Below are 19795 nucleotides of genomic sequence, written 5' to 3'. Positions count from 1 at the left end.
GATGAGAATCCCTTTTTCCCTGTCGTTCGTGAGTGCATGCTCATTCGTCATTGTCGTCGTCCTTGTTGGAAAGTCTGTGAGCAACCGTCTCTGGTTGAACGGCCGAAAGAATCACGTGGTCACTGTCGGTGATGATGACAGCCCGGGTGCGTCTTCCGTAAGTCGCGTCGATCAGCATATGCCGGTCCCGCGCTTCTTGAATAATCCGTTTTATCGGCGCCGATTCCGGACTCACAATCGAGATGATGCGGTTCGCGGATACGATATTGCCAAAGCCGATATTGATTAACTTGATGGCCATCTTTTTCCTCCCATGCGGATTTTGCGCGGGAAACAGGCAACTTTGTCTCTGTTCCCCTGTGTCGCGCAGGTAAGCCCCCCGAAGCATGTTGTTCCCAAACCTTGCCACCGCTAGCTTTGTCAACCAGCAGGGAAGTTATTCGATATTTTGCACTTGCTCCCGCAGCTTCTCCAGCTCCGCTTTCAGATCCACGATCAAACTGGCCATTCCGGCATTGTTGCCTTTTGCACCAATGGTATTCGCTTCTCGGTTCATTTCCTGCAAAAGAAAGTCCAGCTTGCGTCCACTCGGTTCCATTCCCTTCAAAAGAGAGCGAAATTGCTGAAAGTGGCTGGCTAACCGGGTCAGCTCTTCATCCACATTGCTGCGTTCAGCAAAGATTGCCGCCTCTGCCGCGATCCGCTGCTCGTCCAGGTTTCCTTCTCCGAGCAGTTCCTTCATGCGCTGCGACAGCTTCTCCCGGAAAAATTCCGTTACGAAAGGAGCCAGAAGCCGAAGCTTTCCATGTATGTCTTCCAAAACCGCAAGCCTTAAGGAAAAGTCGTCGAGAAGGTGCGAGCCTTCCGCTTTTCTCATGGTGATGAGGCCGGTTAAAGCATCCTTAAAGCATTCCAGGAGGTCATGGGAAAGATCGACAGCCGCATTTTCGCCAGAGCTTTGAACCGCTTCGGATAAAATCATTCCGGGTACGGCAAGCAAATCCTTCACGGTCAGCGTATTCGCTAATTGATAGCGCTCGGAAAGCCGTCCGGCTGCTTCTATGTATTGGTCGGCAAGCCGCCAATTCACATCCACGGTGCCGTGTACTCCGCTTTCTGCTTCAACGGAAACAAAGGCGTCAACCCGTCCTCTTTTCACCGCTTGTCGCGTTTCCCGTTTCAGTTCTTCCTCCAGGTGTGCATACTCCTTCGGAAGCCGGAGCGAGATTTCCCCGTAACGATGATTAACAGAACGAATTTCCACCTGTAGGCGAAAGCCGCGGGTATTCCTCGCCGCCTGTCCAAATCCGGTCATGCTGACGATCACAGCTATCACATCCGTTATCCTATCCTGATGAAGCTGGCACTGCCGCTATCCCACATTTGCTGATTTCGGACAGCGCATGTGCGGTAACATAACGCTAGCTTTGAGCAGCGGTATGTGTGTCTATTCTAATTCATTTTGCGGGTGCCGACAAGGGTACCCCAAGGCAACCGGTCTTCTCCCAGACAAAATTCGTCAATTCCGCCGTCATACCTGAAAAGAGCATCGGCGTCATGAAATAGATTCCTTTAAACCTGCTGACCGCCGCTTCCGTCAGCTCTTTGGCGATTTCAACGCCGGCCCGCCGGCCCGCTTCACCCTCCAGTCCCGCCATCCGCTTGCGCACATCGTCGGGAATGCGGATGCCAGGCACTTCGTTGTGGAGAAACTCGGCGTTCCGTCCGCTTAGAAGCGGCATGATCCCGATAAACACCGGAACATCCAAATGTTTGACGGCTTCATACAGCTTTTCTATTTTTTCCGGATCGTAAACCGGTTGAGTCATAAAAAATGCCGCTCCAGCTTCGATTTTCTTCTCCATCCGCTGAACTGCCTTCTCCAAGTACTTCACATTGGGGTCAAGAGCGGCGCCGATGACGAAATTCGCTTTTTGCTTCAAAGGTTTTCCGGAGAAAGCATAGCCATCGTTCAATTGGCGGGTCATCTTGATCAAATCCAGCGAATTCATATCAAAAACGGAGCTAGCCGCCGGCAAATCCCCGAAGCGCGCCGGATCGCCGGTTACCGCTAGAAGATGGTCGATGCCCAGGGCGTGCATGCTCATCAAATGGGACTGGGTGCCGATGGAGTTACGGTCGCGGCAAGCGATATGAAGCAGCGTTCGTGTACCTAACTCCTCTTCTACCAGCCGTCCCATGGCCAGATTGCCGATACGGGTCATGGCAAGGGAATTGTCCGCCATCGTGATGGCATCGACTTTTGCGTCGGTAAGTTCCTTGGCCGCTTCCATGAAGCGCTCTATAGACAAATCGCGCGGCGGGTCAAGTTCCACAATGACCGTATGGCGCTCCCGCGCAATATCCACGAGGGACTTTTTCGCCGGTTCCGCGGGAGGAGCAGGCGGAGCCGCAGAAGCGGGCGTGCGTACTTCCACCGCGGATTTAACCGCTAACGCTACGGCGGGATCAAGACCTGCCAGCGCTGCCGCAATGGCACCGATATGCTCCGGCGTCGTACCGCAACAGCCGCCGACGACACGGGCGCCTAGCTTGGCGAAGCGCTTCGCCATATCCGCGAAATAATCCGGCTCTGCGCGAAAGGTCAGTTGACCGTCGATATAGCCTGGCAGTCCGGCATTAGGATAAACGGACAGCGAAATGCCAGGCAGAGGCGGCAGCTTCTCCATCGTACGGAGGATACCGTCCGGGCCGCTATGACAGTTGAAGCCGAGGACATCGGCTCCCTCGTCCTGCAGAACACGGAAAGCCTCGCCAAAAGGAATGCGGTCTTGGGTCATCCCGCTGCCATCCGTAGCAAATTGACAAATGAGCGGAATCTCGGAAGCGATCTGGCGGACAATTTGCACCGCCAGTTTCATTTCAGCCAGCTCGTAAAAGGTTTCCAGCAGGATGCCGTCAGCCCCTGCCTCTATTAATGCCGTAATCTGCTCCGTAAAATAGCGGCGCTCCAGCCCGCTCTCGATCCTTCTGCGGCGTCCGCCTCGCAAAGATCCGACTGCGCCGATTACGTACGCATCGGAGCCGACGGATTGCCTCGCGATGGCTACCCCCGCTTTGTTGATCGCCGCTACTTCATCTTCCAAGCCGTATTTAGACAGCTTATCCCCATTGGCGGAAAAGGTGTTGGTCTCGATGAGCCGTGCCCCAGCCTCGTAATACCGCCGGTGAACCTCCGCAATCACATCCGGCTTCGTTAAATTCATTTCCTCGAAAGAGACGCCTACCGAAAAGCCCATCTGGTACAGATAGGTGCCCATCGCTCCATCGCCTGTCAACAATTCGTTTTGTAAAACGGTGCGCAAATCCGGTTTCATAGTCCCTCCCATCCGCATGTTCATGCAGTTCACGATTCTATATATACGGAACGAAAGATTGTAAGGATTCCGTCCCTGCAAAACCTGATTATTCTGGAGAGTCGCTGTTGCGCTCAGATTCCTTGATTAGATAATCCCATATTAAGTAGGAATCTGATTGCAAAGGCGACCGCTGACGCTTTTCCAGAACAATCGGTTTCTCCGCTCCTTCATCCCTTTCTTTCGTTCCGTCTATATATTTCGATGCGGTTCAAGCCGCATTCAATTCTGAATAACTCCCTTAAACACCTCTACGGCCGGGCCTGTCATATACACCCTGCCGTCTTCCGCCCATTGGATGAACAGGTTGCCACCCGGAAGGGTAACCGTAGCCGCACGATCCGTCAGGCCGTTCAAAACAGCGGCAACCAGCGTGGCGCAAGCTCCTGTGCCGCAAGCTAAAGTCGGCCCTGCTCCTCGCTCCCATACTCGCATATTGAGATGCTGCCGGGAGCGGACCGATACAAATTCCACGTTGGTTTTCCGCGGAAAGAGCGGGCTCACTTCCAGCTTCGGGCCGAAATCCGCCAGATCAAGTTCATCGGCATCCTCCGCGAAAATGACGCAGTGGGGATTCCCCATGGATACGGCGGTAAATTGAAACTCCCGTCCTCCCGCCGCAATGGGCTCGGCAACGATCGGTCCGCCTGTCAAAACCGTCGGCACTTCCTTCGCATCGAGAATAGGACTACCCATGTCAACGCGCACGGCCGTTGCTTTGCCTTTTTCCACAGTCATTTGCACGTTTTGGACACCTGCGCCGATGGTTTCAATAGTCATGGCATCATGAGCCGCAATCCCGTTGTCGTACATATATTTCGCCACACAGCGAATCGCATTGCCGCATTGCTCTGGCTCGGACCCGTCGGAATTGATGATCCGCATCATGCCATCGGCTTTATCGGACGGCAAAATAAAAACGAGACCATCGGCGCCGATACCGAAATGACGGTCGCACAAGCGAACAGCCATTTCACCGGCGTTGTCCGGCAAACGTTCTTCTCCGTATACGATAATAAAATCATTTCCCAAGCCCTGCATTTTCGTAAATTCCATATTCATTCGCACCTTCACTTGTCTATATCAAGGATAATGTCCGCAGATGTTAGAACTATAATAGCCGATATCCCGAGGATTGCAAGCTTGTTTGCAAGGGAAATGAGAAAAATAATTCGGATAGTGAAAAAGAGAGCCGTCACGACACCGGACGCTCTCTTCATCTTATTCTTACAACGAATCCTTTGCCTGTCTATCTGACCAATGGTTTGGAAACGTAAGGCCGCGTCGGTTTTTTCTTGCCCGGACTGAGTACGCTGCCGAAGCCCATAAATACGGAAGGAATGGCTGCCGCGATCAGAACGAGAATCCAATCCAAACCGGCCAAGGGCACTGTCTTGAAGATCGGCTGGAGGGAGGGGATATACATCACGCACAGCATTAGCGCCACGGATGACATCACCGCCGCCACTAGATAGCGGTTTTGCAGCGGATTGCGGTGAAAAATCGAACGGGAGCTGCGGCAGTCAAAAACATGGATGAGTTGCGCCATAACCAGCGTCGCAAACGCGACGGACTGGGCTTTCAGGAGCAGCTCGGCATTGTGCCGGTCCGGCATCAAAACGATACAGAAGGCAGCAAGGGTACACAGCCCGATCAACGTGCCGCGGCTGATGATCTTCCAGCCCAGTCTCCGGGCGAAAATATTTTCCTTGGCAGGTCTCGGCTTGTGCTGCATCAAATCCTTCTCCGCCTGATCGACGCCTAGCGCCATGGCCGGAAGGCCGTCCGTCACCAGGTTAACCCATAGAATCTGAATGGGAATCAGGGGCAGCGGCAGTCCAAGCATCATCGCGAAGAACATGGTCAAGATTTCTCCTACGTTGGAGGCGAGCAAATAACGAATGAATTTGCGGATATTTTCGTAAATTCCCCGGCCTTCTTCGATAGCGGCGACGATGGTGGCGAAATTGTCGTCGCTCAAGACAAGGGATGATGCTTCCTTGGCCACATCCGTTCCCGTGACGCCCATGGAAATGCCGATATCCGCTGCTTTGATAGCCGGCGCATCATTGACTCCGTCACCGGTCATGGCAACGGTATGTCCGACCCGCTGCAGCGCTTTGACAATCCTGAGCTTATGTTCGGGGGAAACCCGGGCGTAAACGCAGATATCGCCGACTTTTCGCTCCAACTGCTCATCCGTCATCGACTCCAACTGCTGGCCGCTGACCACAAGCCCTCCGGGAGTGATCATCCCCAGTTGTCGGGCGATGGCTTCCGCTGTCGCCTGATGATCCCCCGTAATCATCACGGTCTTGATTCCCGCCCGTTTGCTTACGGCAATGGCTTCCTTCGCCTCTTTGCGGGGCGGATCGATCATGCCGGTCAAGCCGACAAAGATTAAATTGGCTTCCGCCGAATCTTCCCGGTCGCAGCGCTCGCCGGTTTTCAATTCCCGATAAGCCATTCCCAGCACTCTCAGTGCAGACCCCGCCATGACATCCCCGACCGCCGCCACCTTTTGCCGGAGGGTATTCGTAAAGGGAACGACTTTATTCTCCCATAAAATATAGCTGCACTGAGCAAGCAGCAAGTCCGGCGCTCCTTTGGCATAAATCAGCCTGCCGCCTTGATGCTCCAGAATCACGGACATCCGCTTGCGGTTTGAATCAAAGGGGAACTCTACTGCCCGTTTGTACAAGCCGCTCAAGCTTGATACCGTCACTCCGGTTTTTGCGGCCAAAATAGTCAGCGCTCCCTCGGTTGGGTCGCCTTTTACCGTCCATTCCACATCATGCTCATCCTTATGTTTCTTGCCCTTTCCTTCCTTGTCCTCCCGGTGCAGCGTCGCATTATTGCATAAAGCGGAAATGTGCAGGAGACGCCGCAGCGTTTGATCATGGCGGGGGTCAACCGCCTTGCCGTCCAGTTGAATTTCCCCATGAAGCTGATGCCCTTCTCCCGTTACATTCATCAGTTGCCCGCCAGTCCACAGATGGGTGACGGTCATTTTATTTTGCGTCAGCGTCCCGGTCTTGTCCGAGCAAATCACCGATGCACAACCCAATGTTTCCACCGAAGGCAGCTTGCGGACGATGGCCTTTCGCTTGATCATCCGCTGAACGCCAAGGGCGAGAGCAATAGTGACGATAGCGGGCAATCCCTCGGGAATGGCGGCAACGGCCAAGCTTACTCCGGCTAAAAACATGCCGTACGGTGGTTGACCATGGAGAATGCCTGCCACCACAACCGCCACGGTCAAACCGATGGAAAGCATGATGAGGATTTTTCCCAACTGCTCCAACCGGTGTTGAAGCGGCGTCTCGGTCTCCTCGGTCTCTTGAATGAGACCGGCGATTTTGCCCATTTCCGTATCCATTCCGGTACGTATCACGACGCCGGTAGCCGTTCCACGGGTGATCATGGTTCCCATGAAACCAAGGTTGCGCTGATCGCCTAGGGGAATATTCGGACCGGAAAGCGGACCGGTAAGCTTGGAGACCGGTAAAGATTCACCGGTGAGAGCCGACTCCTCCACGTAGACGCCATTTGCCTCCAACCAGCGGAGATCCGCCGGAATGCGGTCCCCACTTTCCAGCAGAATGATATCACCGGGAACCAGCTCTTTCGCCGATAAATGATGTACCTTTCCGTCCCGCAGTGCTTTTGCCATCGGAGCGGACAACTCCTTCAGCGCCTTGAGGGAGCGCTCGGCGCGAAACTCCTGAACGAATCCGAGAATGCCGTTCAAGACAATGATCGCCACGATCGTGATGGCATCCAGATACTCTCCCAATAACCCGGAGATCATGGTCGCTCCCATCAACACCAGCACCATAAAATCTTTAAACTGCGCCAGCAACAGGGCAATGGGGGAAACGCCCTTTCCTTCTGTTAACACGTTGAGTCCAAGAGCTTCCTTTCGCCGTTCCGCCTCTTTCCACTCAAGCCCCCGCGAAGGATCAGTGCGGTGTTCCGTCAGCGTTTCCTCCGTCGACAAATGGTACCAATTTTTCTGACTCATTCCATTCCCTCCCGAGTGATTGCTCCGCCACTAGAGGACAGACCCTACAGCTATTCCTATTCAGACAAGCTGCGGAATATCCCAACCGGAACAAATGGGTTACAGCCATTTCTTCCCTTACAAAAAGCTCCCCCTTCTGGCATCATTAATGCCGCGGATGACGGGCTTAAAGCGGACGTCTGCAGCCGGCCCAAGTTCTTTTTGCCGGAAAGTTTGGTATGATGAAAGAATCCCCGCCGGTAATATTCCGGACCGGGGCTACACGGTTGTGAAAGAATGGAGTGTAATCATGGCATTAGACGGACTCGTCGTGCACGCCGTCGTGCACGAACTTCAGAAGCTGGTGGGCGGGCGGATCAGCAAAATCTACCAGCCTGCGGACAGCGATATTGTATTGCAGCTGCGTTCAGCGGCCGGCAACGCTCGGCTGCTCTTGTCGGCAAACCCAACCTACCCCCGGGTTCATCTGACGGAAAACTCGTTTATCAATCCTACGGAGCCGCCGATGTTCTGCATGCTGATGCGCAAGCATTGCGAAGGCGGAGTGATCGAAGCCGTCGAGCAGGTGGGTATGGAGCGGATTATCCGCATTCGAGTGCGCCAGCGGGACGAGCTTGGCGATGTTAGCTCCAAAGTCATCGTGACGGAGATTATGGGACGGCACAGTAATATCATCCTGCTCGATCCGCGAACCGAAACGATCCTGGACGGAATCCATCACGTGACACCGGCGATAAGCAGCTATCGGGTGGTTATGCCGGGCAGCGCCTATGTCGCCCCTCCGGAGCAAGGAAAAGACAACCCCCTCGCAGCGAAGCGAGACGCTTTTATCGAAAAAATGATTGCAGCCGACCCGGAACGGGGGGTATTCGCATTGGCGGATGCGGTGATGAACGGCTACAGCGGCATCAGCCCGCTGATCGCCAAGGAAATTGTCTACCGCGGCTCCCATTTAAACGAGAAAGATGAAGCTCCCGGCACTCCCGCTGACTCTTCGGCCTTGTGGGAGAAGGTCTGGCAAGCTTTTCAACAGCTGTTCGCCGACGCTGCTGCAAACCGCTGTACGCCCGTCATCAAACAGGATGAGAAAAGCGGCAAGCTGGCTTTTTCCGTAACCGAACTGACCCATCTCCACGGAGATGATGAACGTTTCGACAGTCCCAGCCTTTGCCTGGAGCGGTTTTTCGGGGAAAAAGCGGAGCGGGACACCGTCAAGCAGCGCACCTCCGATCTCCAGCGGTTTCTCCAAAACGAGCTTAATAAAAACAAGAAAAAGCTAGAGAAGCTGGAAGAAACCTTAGAGGCGGCGAAGGATGGGGACCGGTACCGCATTTTAGGCGAGCTGTTGACCGCTTCTCTCCATCAGATCAAAAAGGGCGATAAACAAGTCGAGGTGGTCAATTACTACGACGAGAACCAGAATACGGTTATCATCGAGCTGGATCCCCAGCTTTCGCCATCGGAGAACAGCCAGCGTTATTTTAAAAAATACAATAAAATGAAAAACAGCCTCACGGCCGTAAACGGACAGCTGGATGCAACCCATGAGGAAATCCTCTATCTGGAAGCTTTGCTGCAGCAGTTATCCGCCGCTTCACTCTCCGATATCGAAGAGATCCGCGAAGAACTGGCCGAACAAGGCTATCTGCGTATCCGCCGCAAAAAAGAAGGGAAAAAGAAGAAAAAAGACCATCCGGCGTTGACCTGCTATAGCTCATCGGAAGGCGTTTCAATCTTTGTAGGCAAAAACAACCTGCAAAACGAATACTTGACCATGAAGCTAGCTCAGTCGGGCGATACGTGGCTCCATACAAAAGATATCCCCGGTTCCCACGTCGTCATCCGCAGCCAAAGCTTCTCCGAAGAAACGCTGCACGAAGCGGCTCAGCTCGCCGCATATTTCAGCCAAGCCCGGGAATCCAGCAGTGTCCCTGTCGACTACACCCTGATTCGGTATGTGCGCAAACCGGCCGGCGCCAAACCGGGCTTTGTCATCTACGACCGACAAAAAACACTGTACGCGACCCCCGACGAAAAGCTGATCAGGGAGTTGAAAAGCCACCTACAGAAATAGCGAACCTTGGGTGCCCTCTGAGCATCCGCAAAAAAGCCGTCCCCTCCAAAAAAAATTTGGACTGGGACGGCTTTTATTTCATTGTCGATTAATCCAGCGCGGGAATCAGCTTTTTCAAATATTCCTTCAACTGCGGTGCGATATCAGGCCGGGACAAAGCAACCTCGATGCTCGCTTCGATATATCCCAGCTTGTCCCCCACGTCAAAACGCCGGCCTTCTTGTTTATAGGTGACCATCTGATGGCTGCGGTTCAAAACACGCAGGGCATCGGTCAATTGAATTTCACCGCCGCGGCCCGGTTCCTGATTCTCCAAAATGTCAAAGATGACCGGTTCGATGATGTAACGGCCAATAACGGCCAGATTGGAGGGAGCCGTTCCTTTCTCCGGCTTCTCAACCAAATCGTTGATGCGGTTGCCTTCCCCAGGTGAAACGATTCCGTACTTATCCACGTCTTCCCACGGAACTTCCTGTACGGCAATAACCGATCGCTCCTCTTGATTGTACAGGTCAATCATTTGCTTCAAGCAGGGCGGGTTGGACTGGATGATATCGTCTCCAAGCAGCAAAGCAAAGGGTTCATCGCCGATGAATTTTCGGGCAGTATGTACGGCATGTCCGAGTCCGAGCGGTTCCTTCTGGCGGATATAAACGACATCCACAAGATTGGAAACGGTCTGGACGATGCGCAGCTTGTCGCGGTCTCCTTTTTCCTGCAGGAGCGTCTCGAGTTCAAGGGATTTGTCGAAATGATCCTCAATGGCGCGTTTATTGCGTCCGGTTACGATGATAATGTCTTCAATGCCGGATTCAATGGCTTCCTCAATGATGTACTGAATGGCCGGTTTGTCCACTATCGGCAGCATTTCCTTGGGCAGCGCTTTTGTCGCCGGCAGGAATCGGCTGCCTAAACCGGCAGCGGGAATAATGGCTTTGCGGATTTTCATCATTTTCTCCTCAATTCTTCAACTTCAAATTCAGCTTGTCCAGCACCTCAGCATCGATGGTGCGGCAGCCTATCTCGCCGTGGAACGCTTCACCTTGCCTCTTGCCATGAAAATCGGAGCCCGCAGTGACGATCAGGCCATAATCCTGTGCCAATTGCAAATAATGCGCCTCTTGCTCGGGGGTATGCTCGGAGTGGTAGACCTCCATACCATCCAGCCCCGCCTCCACCAGTTCCGGTATGAGAGGATCCGCAGAGTAAAGTCCGGGATGGGCCAGCACCGCGGAGCCGCCTGCTTCATGAATCCACGCAATGGCTTCCTTCGGGTGGATGCGGGGCGGGTTGACGTACGCCGCTCCGCCTTTTCCCAAATAACGGTCAAACGCTTCCCGAACGCTGGCAACAGCCCCCATTTGAACCATAGCCGCGGCGATATGTGGACGTCCAACGGTTTCGTCCTTGTCTTTCATCTCCCGCACAGCCATAACGTCTTCAAGGGTAATCCGGATTCCAAGCTCATTCAGTTTGGCAATCATCATCTCGTTGCGCTTATCCCTTACCGAACGCAAGCTGTGGAGCCGCTCTTGAAACACCGGGTCCTCCGTGTTCATATAATAACCGAGCACATGAATGTCTTGGCCATCTGCCACGGTACTGATCTCGACACCGGGAACAACTCGGATGCCGAGCTTTTCTCCTTCATCCAATGCGTCGGCTATACCCGCCGTCGTGTCGTGGTCCGTGATCGCGATTGCAGCGAGACCGGCCTCCTTTGCAAAGCGTACATTTTCACGTGGGGCATGAACGCCGTCAGATGCAGTAGTGTGTGTATGTAAATCCGCCAGTTGACGCGTCAATGTCATCGCTCTCCTCCTTTCAAAGTTCACATCGATTCGTGATCGATCGAATTACAGCAGGCGGGACAAATCCTTTTCCCGAATAAAGGTAAGGAAGGTGACAGCAGGAAGAGGCAGCAGCGTCGACTTCAAATAAACGGAGTAAAAGCTGCGGGTGAAGCTCATACCCTCGATTCGCCTCGTATGCAGGACGCCGAGCGCCGTTTCATGCCGAACTGACGAGGAAGACAGAACCGATAAGCCTAACCCCGCCTCTACGGCCGATTTAATAGCACCCGTGCTCCCTAGTTCCATTGCGATGTTCAGCGCCTTTGATCCCGACTCCGACCGCTTCCAGACCTCCTCCACCACCTTACGCGTGCCTGAGCCCGGCTCCCGTAGGATAAAGGGATAGGGCAGCAAATCCGCCGGAACCAGCTTCTCCTTTGCCAGCAGGCGGTGATCCTTGGGTAGAACCAACAGCAACTCATCCTCATGAACGGGCTCCGCCGCAATGTCGGGATGATCCACAGGAGCTTCCACCAACCCGAAAATCAGGCTGTGCGCCAGCACCTCCTCGACGATTTGCTTCGTATTCATCACGCGCATGCTGATGGAAATGTCCGGAAACTCTTGGTTGAAGGGTCCTAACAGCCGCGGCAGCATATATTCTCCTACCGTCAGGCTGGCGCCAAGCTCTAGTTTGCCTTTTAGCATATGCGTATATCGGGACATTTCCCGTTCTGTGTCCAGCATCAGCTCCACGCTGCGCCTAGCATAGGGCAGCAGGGCGCGGCCGGCATCCGTCAGCTCGATCCGTTTGGTAGTGCGCTGAAACACCTTGGCTCCAAAATGCTCCTCCAAGGCTTGGATTTGCATCGTGACGGCAGGCTGCGACATGTAAAGTGCATGGGCCGCCGCCGAAAATGAACCTTTTTCAGCAACTGTATAAAAAATGTGAAGCTGATGAAAATTTAGCGCCATCGTTCCTGAACCGCCTTTCTTTGTTATTATACCATTTTTCACCGGATGTCCGAAAAAACAAAAAACACGCCGGCTTCATCTTCGCTAGCGTGTTTGTGCGTTAATCTGTTCCGTCAGTCGGTTCTCGTTCATTTCCGTTTTCGACTGTTCTTGATCAATGTCATCCGTCTGGAATGGCGCAGCCAAGAATAGTACGACTTCAAATCCCGGAGCTCCATCGTTTCCGACATTCTTCCAAGAAAGGTGACGACAATCATTTTGTGAAGAGGATTGCCGGCGATATCCGTTTCCTTTTCCAATTCGGCAAACTCGGCGACCATAACCAAATCTTCATCGATCAGATAAACATCCTGCTCTTTTTTGTAATAAGGCTCGATTTTGGATGCTTTCAGTTTCTCCCAAAGAAAATCGCAAATATCGTCAAAACCTGTCTTTTGACTCTCCACCCGATCGGCCCAACGCATCTTTGCATGGTGAGTGATGACAATATCCGCGATTTTCTTATCCGCAAGAACGATGTGAAAAGGCTCGTAACTATTCCAGCGATCCATGTTTTTATCTCTCACGCAGGCCTCTCCTCCTGGAAAACGGGACCTAAAGACTACTCTACTACTATTTTACTCGATCTTTAGTTTATTTCCAACTGAATTGTAGGAATAATTGCCCGATTTGACAGGAGTATTTAGCCCTAAAAATAGAACTAGAGAGAGTAAAACCGGGTCTTGTCCGGAATATTCTTATCATATTCGGTTTTTATTTCTTTTCGATAGGAATTTTCAACTTTTTTGACGTATGGAAGCCTCTGAATGTTGCGTATGGTATCTTCCAGCCGATCGGTATGAACATACATGGCTACATAATTCATCCGCTTTGATATATAATGAACGGTGCCGTATTTCTCAAGATTGCGTGCCGGCTTGCTGTCATTCAACCAGACGATCAAGCCGCTTCTTTCCGTGAACATGCTGCTTCCCTCTTTTCTGTTTCCATTTAGATTTTGAATAATCAACCGATATATGTCTGATTGCACTTGGAGGCGATGATTTATGCTAAATCAAGATCTTATCTCTATTACACGCGCCGGTTTAACGGAAAGCCGGCACTTCGGAAGCATTGCTGTTACCGATAAAACCGGTCGGCTTCTCTATGCGGCTGGCGAGCCGGAGCGAGTGACTTTCATTCGTTCGTCGGCCAAACCGCTGCAAGCCATTCCCGTTGTCGAATCCGGCGCCCTTGAGCGCTTCAACCTAACCGATGAAGAATTGGCTTTCATGTGCTCGTCCCACAACGGGGAACCCGAGCATGTAGCTCTTGCCGCCGGCATGCTGGCGAAGCTGAGTCTTGGCCCCGACGCTTTGCTTTGCGGAGCTCACGAGCCTTTTTACAAACCTGCCACCGATGCGCTGCTTAGAGCGGGAGACGAAATCACGTCGCTGCATAACAACTGCTCCGGCAAGCACTCCGGCATGCTGGCATTGGCGCTGATGCTGAATGCGCCCATTGGCCGCTATCTAGAGCCGGAGCATGCTGTCCAGCGCAGCATGCGGGCGGCGGTCAGCGCCATGAGCGGCGTCGCCGAGAGCGACATCCCGCTTGGCATTGACGGATGCGGCGTGCCGGTGTTCGCGCTGCCCCTGGCAGCACTGGCGACGGCTTACGCACGGCTGGGTTCGCCGGAGGGCTTGCTGCCCGAGCGGGCAGACGCCTGCAGGCGCATTACCGCCGCCATCCGCCGCTACCCTCGCGCTTTGGCAGGCACCGGGCGCTATGACACGCGCTTAGCCGAAGCCACCGGAGGCCGATTGATTGGCAAACTAGGCGCTGAAGGCGTTTTTGCCGTTGCCGTTGCCGAGCGGGACTGGGGTATCGCCGTGAAGATTGAGGATGGGGCAAACCGCGCCTTGTACCCTGCCGTAACCGAGACACTGCGCCAGCTTGGGTTATTGTCGGAAGCAGAGAGTGAAGCGCTTGCGGAAATCCATCCGAAAATATTGCGAAACTGGCAAGGAACAGAGGTTGGCGAGATCCGACCGCAGTTCAACTTGCAGCGTTTAAGCTGAACTAAAGATCGTAACAGTCGGAACGGAGGAAATGTGGACCAATTAACTTACGATGCTGTTATTGGTCCCGCTATTCCTCCTACGACCGTTACTCCTTCACTGTTTCATCTTATATAGCCCGCACCGCTGTTAGCCGCACTTGCCACTGCAGGAGCCACCGGTGGAACAACCGCCGGAGCACCCTCCTTCATCTCGCACATTATTGGAGGAAACCTTTACCGTTTCGGAGACAGACACCGCGAGGATTCGCGAAACTTCATACAGCAATTCGTCCAGCCGTTCCTCAGCGGCTTTAAAGCGTTTGATCGACTGGCAGTTGGCAAGCTCATCTTGAGCCGTCTGCGCTTCCTGCAATGCCCGGTGATACTCGGGATGAAAGTGCCCGAAACGCATGCATTCGTCAAACAGTTCCTTCTTGCGGGCAAAAGATCGGATCAACTGCTGGGCCTGCTCATCCCGCTTCATGCTGTCTTTCCAATATAAGTAATCCGCCATTTCAGCGGAGGCATTTATCAAATCGCCTATTTGATAGGCACCGAGCATCAGGACGGACATATCCAAACCATTTCTGACTGCTGTCTCGTTCAAAGCGGCTGCATGTTCCTGCGGTTCAGAAGGAGCCGAGTACACTCTTGCCGGTTCAGAACGAGTATAGTCACTTATCCTTGCTGCTGCGTTCAAAAAGACAACACTCCTTTCATGTTGATTGATTCATATCATACCATGAATCGCCCATATCCGGTAAAAGAATCTGCAGGGAATCCCACTCATTCAGTCGAATTTCCACATTTTTCTCCCCTTCTACCCCTTCAAGCAAAAAGGTGTCAGCCGACTCTTTAATCCTGCACGGATAGACCAAACGCTCCTCCGTTCCACGGCGAAGCTTTACCCGGGTTTTCCATAGTAGAGCGTATCGCGCCATTTCTAACCGTGTAGAAGGGTGATAGCTTCTGCATGAGCTAAGCCATGCGGCAGGTACGCTGCGCCATCCGGGAAACAATTCATCCGGCCCGGGGATGCGCAGAGCCCTCACGCCTGTAATCTCTCGGGCCCCCTCCTCCTTCCAAGGGGATTTCCGTTGGATATTTCCCGGCCTCGCCATTTTAACGTTTTTTTCTTGATGCGACGGCTCTACAACGGACGCCTGCTCCGACCTGATCCATTCCGCTTCCCAATCGTTCACCGCCTGGCTAACACTAGCCGGAACTCCGGATAACGCCCGCTTTTCCAAGAGTAAAAGGCACTCAGCTGCTGTTCTCCCAGCATCGAATGACCGCCACAGGCTGTCGCGGCACAATCGATAGACAAACGCGGCATCTGCATGCAAGCACTCAGCCAGCCCCTCCAGTTCCCATATAGCATCGAGCTGAGGATCGCCGAGAACAATGATTTCAAAATCCTTTTGCACAAACCATTGGGTAGGTGGACAGGAGTGAGCACAATCAGTTGCCGGTGTATCACGATGGACTAGATTCGAAATTCCCCATCTGTACCGTTCCACATCATCCGTTTGTTTTTCCCATATCAGCCATCCGGCTAACACCAGCGGACCGATCAACTCGGAGAAAAAGAACTGTTCCAAAGTATCCAAAACGTCCAAACCGTCTGCCAAACGTGGGATACCCAGACGTTGTTCTAGCCTTCCAACCACATCTCCAATCGTGAACCAACCGCTAATCCGCATCCCATGAAGAACAACTGCAGCATGCTGAAGAAGCGGTTCTTCAGGCCACGACCACATCTGCCACTCAGAGAGCAGTTCCTGTTCCGCTTCCATGATTGACTGTCCCGTCCAATCGTGCATCTTGTCTCGAGACATGCAAATATATCCATCTTGAATCCCAATCAGATCTGTCTTTCTACCATATTCCATAAAAAAATCAATGAGCCGCTGTGACGACTGCGCCGCGTTTTCCGATACCGCTTCCGGGAGAAACAGCTCTTTTTCCAGCTTCCGCGAAACCGTTTTGGGCAGTTGGCCCGCTAGTGTCGGCTTCACCTTGCGAGAATCCATTCGCACAAGCAGCATGACCAGCATTCGAACGGCCTTCAGATTCCCTGCGTTTTGAGTTTGACCATTTCCCGAGATGGGCCACCATTCTTCATGCTCTTGCCCATCTGTCATTCCGGACTTGTCGAAAAAGGCATGATGCCAACTGTTCAGCGTCTCCCGTTTCAGCGCAAAAACCGTTCTGCCGTCGCTGCGCATCCAAGCCGCCGCCTTTCCGCAGATGCTAAGAGAAGCGAGTGCGCAAGCCGCCTCGCTGCCGGTCATTCCCCACTCTAATCCGGCTTGCTCCAATTGTTGGAGGGTAAACGGCGTCGCGGCAAACCTGCGTGCTATCACCTCAACCGCCCCTTGAGTCAGCTTTTCGGGACCGGTTAATCTGCTTGTCTCCGACTTTTTATCAGAATTGAACAAGGTCTTCACCAACCGCGTCATCAGCCGCCACGAGATCCGCCGTTTCGATCCGGTATTCATAACCCTGCTCCAACAAAAAAAGCCTCCGGTTGCGCGAGAAGTCCTCCTCCACCGTGCCGCCGCTGACCAAGGTATAAAAATACGCCCGATTGTCCCCCAGCTTCGGCCGCAGTACCCGGCCCAGCCGTTGGGCTTCCTCCTGCCGCGAGCCATAACTGCCTGAGAGCTGGATCGCCAAGGAAGCCTGGGGGAGGTCGATGGCAAAGTTGGCTACTTTGGAAACAATCAACACCTTTGTTTCACCCCTGCGGAATTGCTCGTAAAGCCGTTCCCGTTCATCATGCGGCGTGTTTCCCGTGATGAGCGGCGCCTGCAGCCGTCGTGACGCCTCCCGCAGTTGGCCGAGATAATGCCCGATGACAAGAGCCCCTTTGCCGCGATGCTTGTTTAAAAGCCGGGCTACCCACTCCAGCTTACCGGCGTTTTCCGCAGCGATCCGGTAGCGTTCCCGGGGAAGGGCTGCCCGATAGCGGCCCTCTATCGAATCAGGAAGCGGAATGCGGTATTCCGCCGCCTCCACTTGGGCAATCCAGTTGTTCGCTTCCAGTTGCCTCCATGGCAGCTCGTATAACTTGGGACCGATCAAGGCAAAAACATCTCCCTCACAGCCATCCTCGCGGATCAGCGTGGCGGTCAACCCCAACCTCCGGGTTGCCTGAATATCAGCGGTAGCCCGAAAAACCGGTGCCGGCAGCAAATGCACTTCATCGTAAATTACAAGGCCCCAATCCCGTTCCGCAAAAAGCCGCATATGGCGGAAAGGTTGCTCGGCACTGCCGCGATGCGTCAGAATTTGATAGGTTGCAAGGGTTATCGGCCGAACTTCCTTGCGCTCTCCGCTGTACTCCCCGATCTGATCGCTGGCTATACCGGTTTTCTCACATATCTCCCGCTTCCACTGCCGGAGGGAGGAAACATTAGGCGTCAGCACCAACGTTGCACAGCCCAATTGAGCCATCGCAGCGATTCCGACAACGGTTTTTCCTGAGCCGCAAGGCATGACAATCACACCGCTGCCGGCTTGACGCTCCCCTTCACGGCAGAAAGCAGTGGCTGCATCCTGCTGATAAGGACGGAGGGAAAAACCACTGGATTCCGGATCTCTCAATCGAATCTCAAGGGCTTCTCCATGATGGAATCCGGCGGTATCCACCACCGGATGACCTTGCTGAAACAACTCTTGTTTGATAGCTCCCCGTAAAGCTTCCGGCATCTCCATTTTCCCGTCGGATCGTTTAACCAACTGTTCCGCCCATCGGCTATTTTTCAGCCATGCGTCCATAAGATTATTGTCTGAAGCATCTAGAAGCAAAGTATCTCCTTCGCGCATGATGGTCCATTTTCCATATCTACTCATGCATTCGCGAAGCCCGCTCAGCATATTCTCCCCAGGGAGATTGGCGCTGTTTCCAGCAAGAAAGCCGCACACTTCATCAGCTGTCCATCCTTGACCCGCTGCTCCCCACAACGTAACAGGGGTGATCCGGTAAGTCTGAAAACGGTCCGGAGCTTTCACCAACTCTGCAAAGCGGGCGAGAGCATCCCGTATGCTTGCCGCCCCTGAATGGGCGGAATCCAGCAGTACCGTCCAATCGCTTTGTATGTACAACGCGCCTTCGCCCATTGCCGCAAGCCACTCCCTTCCAAAATAATCTCACCTCTCTAGTATGAAATCGAAACCGGTAAAATAAACAAAAGAACGCTCCACCGGCGGTAGATGGCACCGGTGGAGCGCGATTTCTAACAAATTAATGAGGCGCGTACGATTGTTCTTGTTCCGATATTTGACTGAGGGCAGCGCCCGCTTCACTCTTCAGCGTATTCCGGACCGCCAGATCTCCGATGGACACAATGCCAACCAGCTTGCCGTTATCGACGACAGGTAAGCGGCGAATTTGCTCCCGCGACATGATTTCCGCTGCCTCGTCTGCGGAAGTGCCGGGATTAACCGTGATCAATTGATCGCTCATCACCTCGCGGACAGACGCCGATCCAGAACGCTTCTCCGCATAACCGCGGATAACCATGTCACGGTCGGTGACGGCTCCGATCAGATTTCCATCCTCAACAACGGGAACGAAACCGGTATCCTTTTGAGCCATTATGACCGCAATCTCATAGATGTTATCGTTTAAGGATACGCTGGCTATATCCCGTGACATTACTTCTGCGACGGATTTCTCCACTTCAGGGCCTCCCTGCGATGTAGTTTGATACCGTCGTAGTATAACCTCAATGTGCCTCTCCATTCCTAGACAAACACCGTCCTTTAGCGGACGGCGTTTAAGTAATCCAGAGTCATCTCGACGAAAAGCCGAGCGGCATTCTTCATCGCTTCTTCCACAATATCAAAACGCGGGTGATGGTGCGCATATTCAGCTCCAGCACCGCCAGCACCGACAAACATAAAGCAACCGGGAACCCGCTCCAGATATCGGGCGAAGTCCTCCGCCGCCATGATCGGCTCAGGGGATAGCACAGCTTCGGCTCCAAATGTTCTTTCCGCCACCTCGCGGAATCGTTCCGACTCCTTCAAATCGTTAACTACAGGAGGGTAACCTTGCTTATAATGAAATTGATACTCTGCACCGAACATCTGGCATGTATGCTCCACGATTTCTTCCAGTCTTTTCTTGGCCAACTCCCGGGTATCCGAATCAAAGGTTCGTACCGTCCCCTTCATCAGACAGTTTTCGGAAATCACATTAAAGCCTTTTCCGGCCTGTAGAGAGCCGACGGTAACGACTGCCGGGGCAATCGGATTCAAACTGCGGCTGACGATGGTTTGTAAATTGACGGTCAGATGAGCGCCGATGACCAGGCTGTCAATGGTTTTATGAGGAAGTCCGCCGTGTCCGCCCTTCCCTCTGATCTCCAACTCGAAATCGTCGGCGGCAGCCATAACCGCTCCGCTGTTTCCAGCAACAGTGCCGTAAGGGAAAGGAGTCCACAGATGAATTCCGTAGATCACATCTACTCCATCCAACACACCAGCTTCAATCATCGGCAG

At 53.3% G+C, this 19795-nt stretch carries 17 protein-coding genes; 2 read left to right on the top strand and 15 right to left on the bottom strand.

Annotation, left to right across the window (positions count from 1 at the left end; all coding sequences use genetic code 11):
• Positions 1-40 precede the first annotated feature (40 nt).
• The 5 genes from remA to TJ79_RS01820 form a co-directional block, all read right to left on the bottom strand.
• Positions 41-301 carry an extracellular matrix/biofilm regulator RemA gene (gene remA / locus TJ79_RS01840; protein ID WP_040948586.1) on the bottom strand — a complete coding sequence of 87 codons (261 nt, stop codon included), beginning with the start codon at positions 299-301 and terminating at the stop codon, positions 41-43.
• Positions 302-436: 135 nt separating this feature from the next.
• A complete protein-coding gene (locus TJ79_RS01835) occupies positions 437-1336 on the bottom strand; it encodes a YicC/YloC family endoribonuclease (protein ID WP_238322720.1) in 900 nt (299 codons plus the stop codon).
• A gap of 121 nt (positions 1337-1457) precedes the next feature.
• The gene (locus tag TJ79_RS01830; RefSeq protein WP_040948584.1) at positions 1458-3338 is read right to left on the bottom strand and encodes a bifunctional homocysteine S-methyltransferase/methylenetetrahydrofolate reductase; all 1881 of its coding nucleotides are present in this window, start codon (positions 3336-3338) and stop codon (positions 1458-1460) included.
• A 261-nt stretch (positions 3339-3599) separates the two neighbouring features.
• Entirely contained in the window at positions 3600-4433 is an 834-nt protein-coding gene (gene dapF, locus TJ79_RS01825) for a diaminopimelate epimerase (RefSeq protein WP_040948583.1), read from the bottom strand.
• 193 nt (positions 4434-4626) lie between these two features.
• Positions 4627-7401: a calcium-translocating P-type ATPase, SERCA-type gene (locus TJ79_RS01820; RefSeq protein WP_040948582.1), complete on the bottom strand. Its 2775-nt coding sequence runs from the start codon at positions 7399-7401 to the stop codon at positions 4627-4629.
• A gap of 289 nt (positions 7402-7690) precedes the next feature.
• Between TJ79_RS01820 and TJ79_RS01815 the strand changes: the two genes are divergently transcribed.
• A complete protein-coding gene (locus TJ79_RS01815) occupies positions 7691-9475 on the top strand; it encodes an Rqc2 family fibronectin-binding protein (protein WP_040948588.1) in 1785 nt (594 codons plus the stop codon).
• A gap of 88 nt (positions 9476-9563) precedes the next feature.
• On the opposite strand, the gene galU is transcribed toward TJ79_RS01815, so the two are convergent.
• The 5 genes from galU to TJ79_RS01790 form a co-directional block, all read right to left on the bottom strand.
• Complete coding sequence (galU, locus tag TJ79_RS01810) at positions 9564-10424, bottom strand: UTP--glucose-1-phosphate uridylyltransferase GalU (protein ID WP_040948581.1); 861 nt, start codon at positions 10422-10424, stop codon at positions 9564-9566.
• A 10-nt stretch (positions 10425-10434) separates the two neighbouring features.
• On the bottom strand, positions 10435-11286 hold the full coding sequence (locus TJ79_RS01805; RefSeq protein ID WP_040948580.1) for a PHP domain-containing protein: 852 nt from the start codon (positions 11284-11286) through the stop codon (positions 10435-10437).
• 45 nt (positions 11287-11331) lie between these two features.
• The gene (locus tag TJ79_RS01800; RefSeq protein WP_040948579.1) at positions 11332-12243 is read right to left on the bottom strand and encodes a selenium metabolism-associated LysR family transcriptional regulator; all 912 of its coding nucleotides are present in this window, start codon (positions 12241-12243) and stop codon (positions 11332-11334) included.
• 128 nt (positions 12244-12371) lie between these two features.
• Positions 12372-12809, bottom strand: a complete 438-nt coding sequence (locus TJ79_RS01795; RefSeq protein ID WP_040948578.1) for a hypothetical protein — start codon at positions 12807-12809, stop codon at positions 12372-12374.
• Between the two features lie 134 nt (positions 12810-12943).
• On the bottom strand, positions 12944-13207 hold the full coding sequence (locus tag TJ79_RS01790; RefSeq protein WP_040948577.1) for a YlbG family protein: 264 nt from the start codon (positions 13205-13207) through the stop codon (positions 12944-12946).
• Positions 13208-13289: 82 nt separating this feature from the next.
• On the opposite strand from TJ79_RS01790, the gene TJ79_RS01785 reads away from it, so the two are divergent.
• Positions 13290-14303: an asparaginase gene (locus TJ79_RS01785; protein ID WP_040948576.1), complete on the top strand. Its 1014-nt coding sequence runs from the start codon at positions 13290-13292 to the stop codon at positions 14301-14303.
• A gap of 129 nt (positions 14304-14432) precedes the next feature.
• Here the strand turns inward: TJ79_RS01785 and TJ79_RS01780 are convergent, their stop codons facing one another.
• The 5 genes from TJ79_RS01780 to TJ79_RS01760 form a co-directional block, all read right to left on the bottom strand.
• Positions 14433-14984, bottom strand: coding sequence for a YlbF/YmcA family competence regulator (locus TJ79_RS01780; RefSeq protein ID WP_337588916.1), 552 nt, complete (start codon positions 14982-14984; stop codon positions 14433-14435).
• Positions 14985-15000: 16 nt separating this feature from the next.
• The gene (locus TJ79_RS01775) at positions 15001-16785 is read right to left on the bottom strand and encodes a helicase-associated domain-containing protein (RefSeq protein ID WP_040948575.1); all 1785 of its coding nucleotides are present in this window, start codon (positions 16783-16785) and stop codon (positions 15001-15003) included.
• The gene (locus tag TJ79_RS01770) at positions 16712-18409 is read right to left on the bottom strand and encodes a DNA repair helicase XPB (protein ID WP_040948574.1); all 1698 of its coding nucleotides are present in this window, start codon (positions 18407-18409) and stop codon (positions 16712-16714) included. Before TJ79_RS01770 ends, TJ79_RS01775 begins: the two co-directional genes overlap by 74 nt.
• Positions 18410-18533: 124 nt before the next feature.
• Complete coding sequence (locus TJ79_RS01765) at positions 18534-18971, bottom strand: CBS domain-containing protein (RefSeq protein ID WP_040948573.1); 438 nt, start codon at positions 18969-18971, stop codon at positions 18534-18536.
• 83 nt (positions 18972-19054) lie between these two features.
• On the bottom strand, positions 19055-19795 hold a 741-nt coding region (locus tag TJ79_RS01760), incomplete at its 5' end, for a M20 metallopeptidase family protein (RefSeq protein ID WP_040948572.1).

Source organism: Gorillibacterium massiliense (assembly GCF_000455485.1).
Taxonomy (GTDB): domain Bacteria; phylum Bacillota; class Bacilli; order Paenibacillales; family NBRC-103111; genus Gorillibacterium; species Gorillibacterium massiliense.
This window is presented reverse-complemented; position numbering and strand designations above follow the sequence as displayed.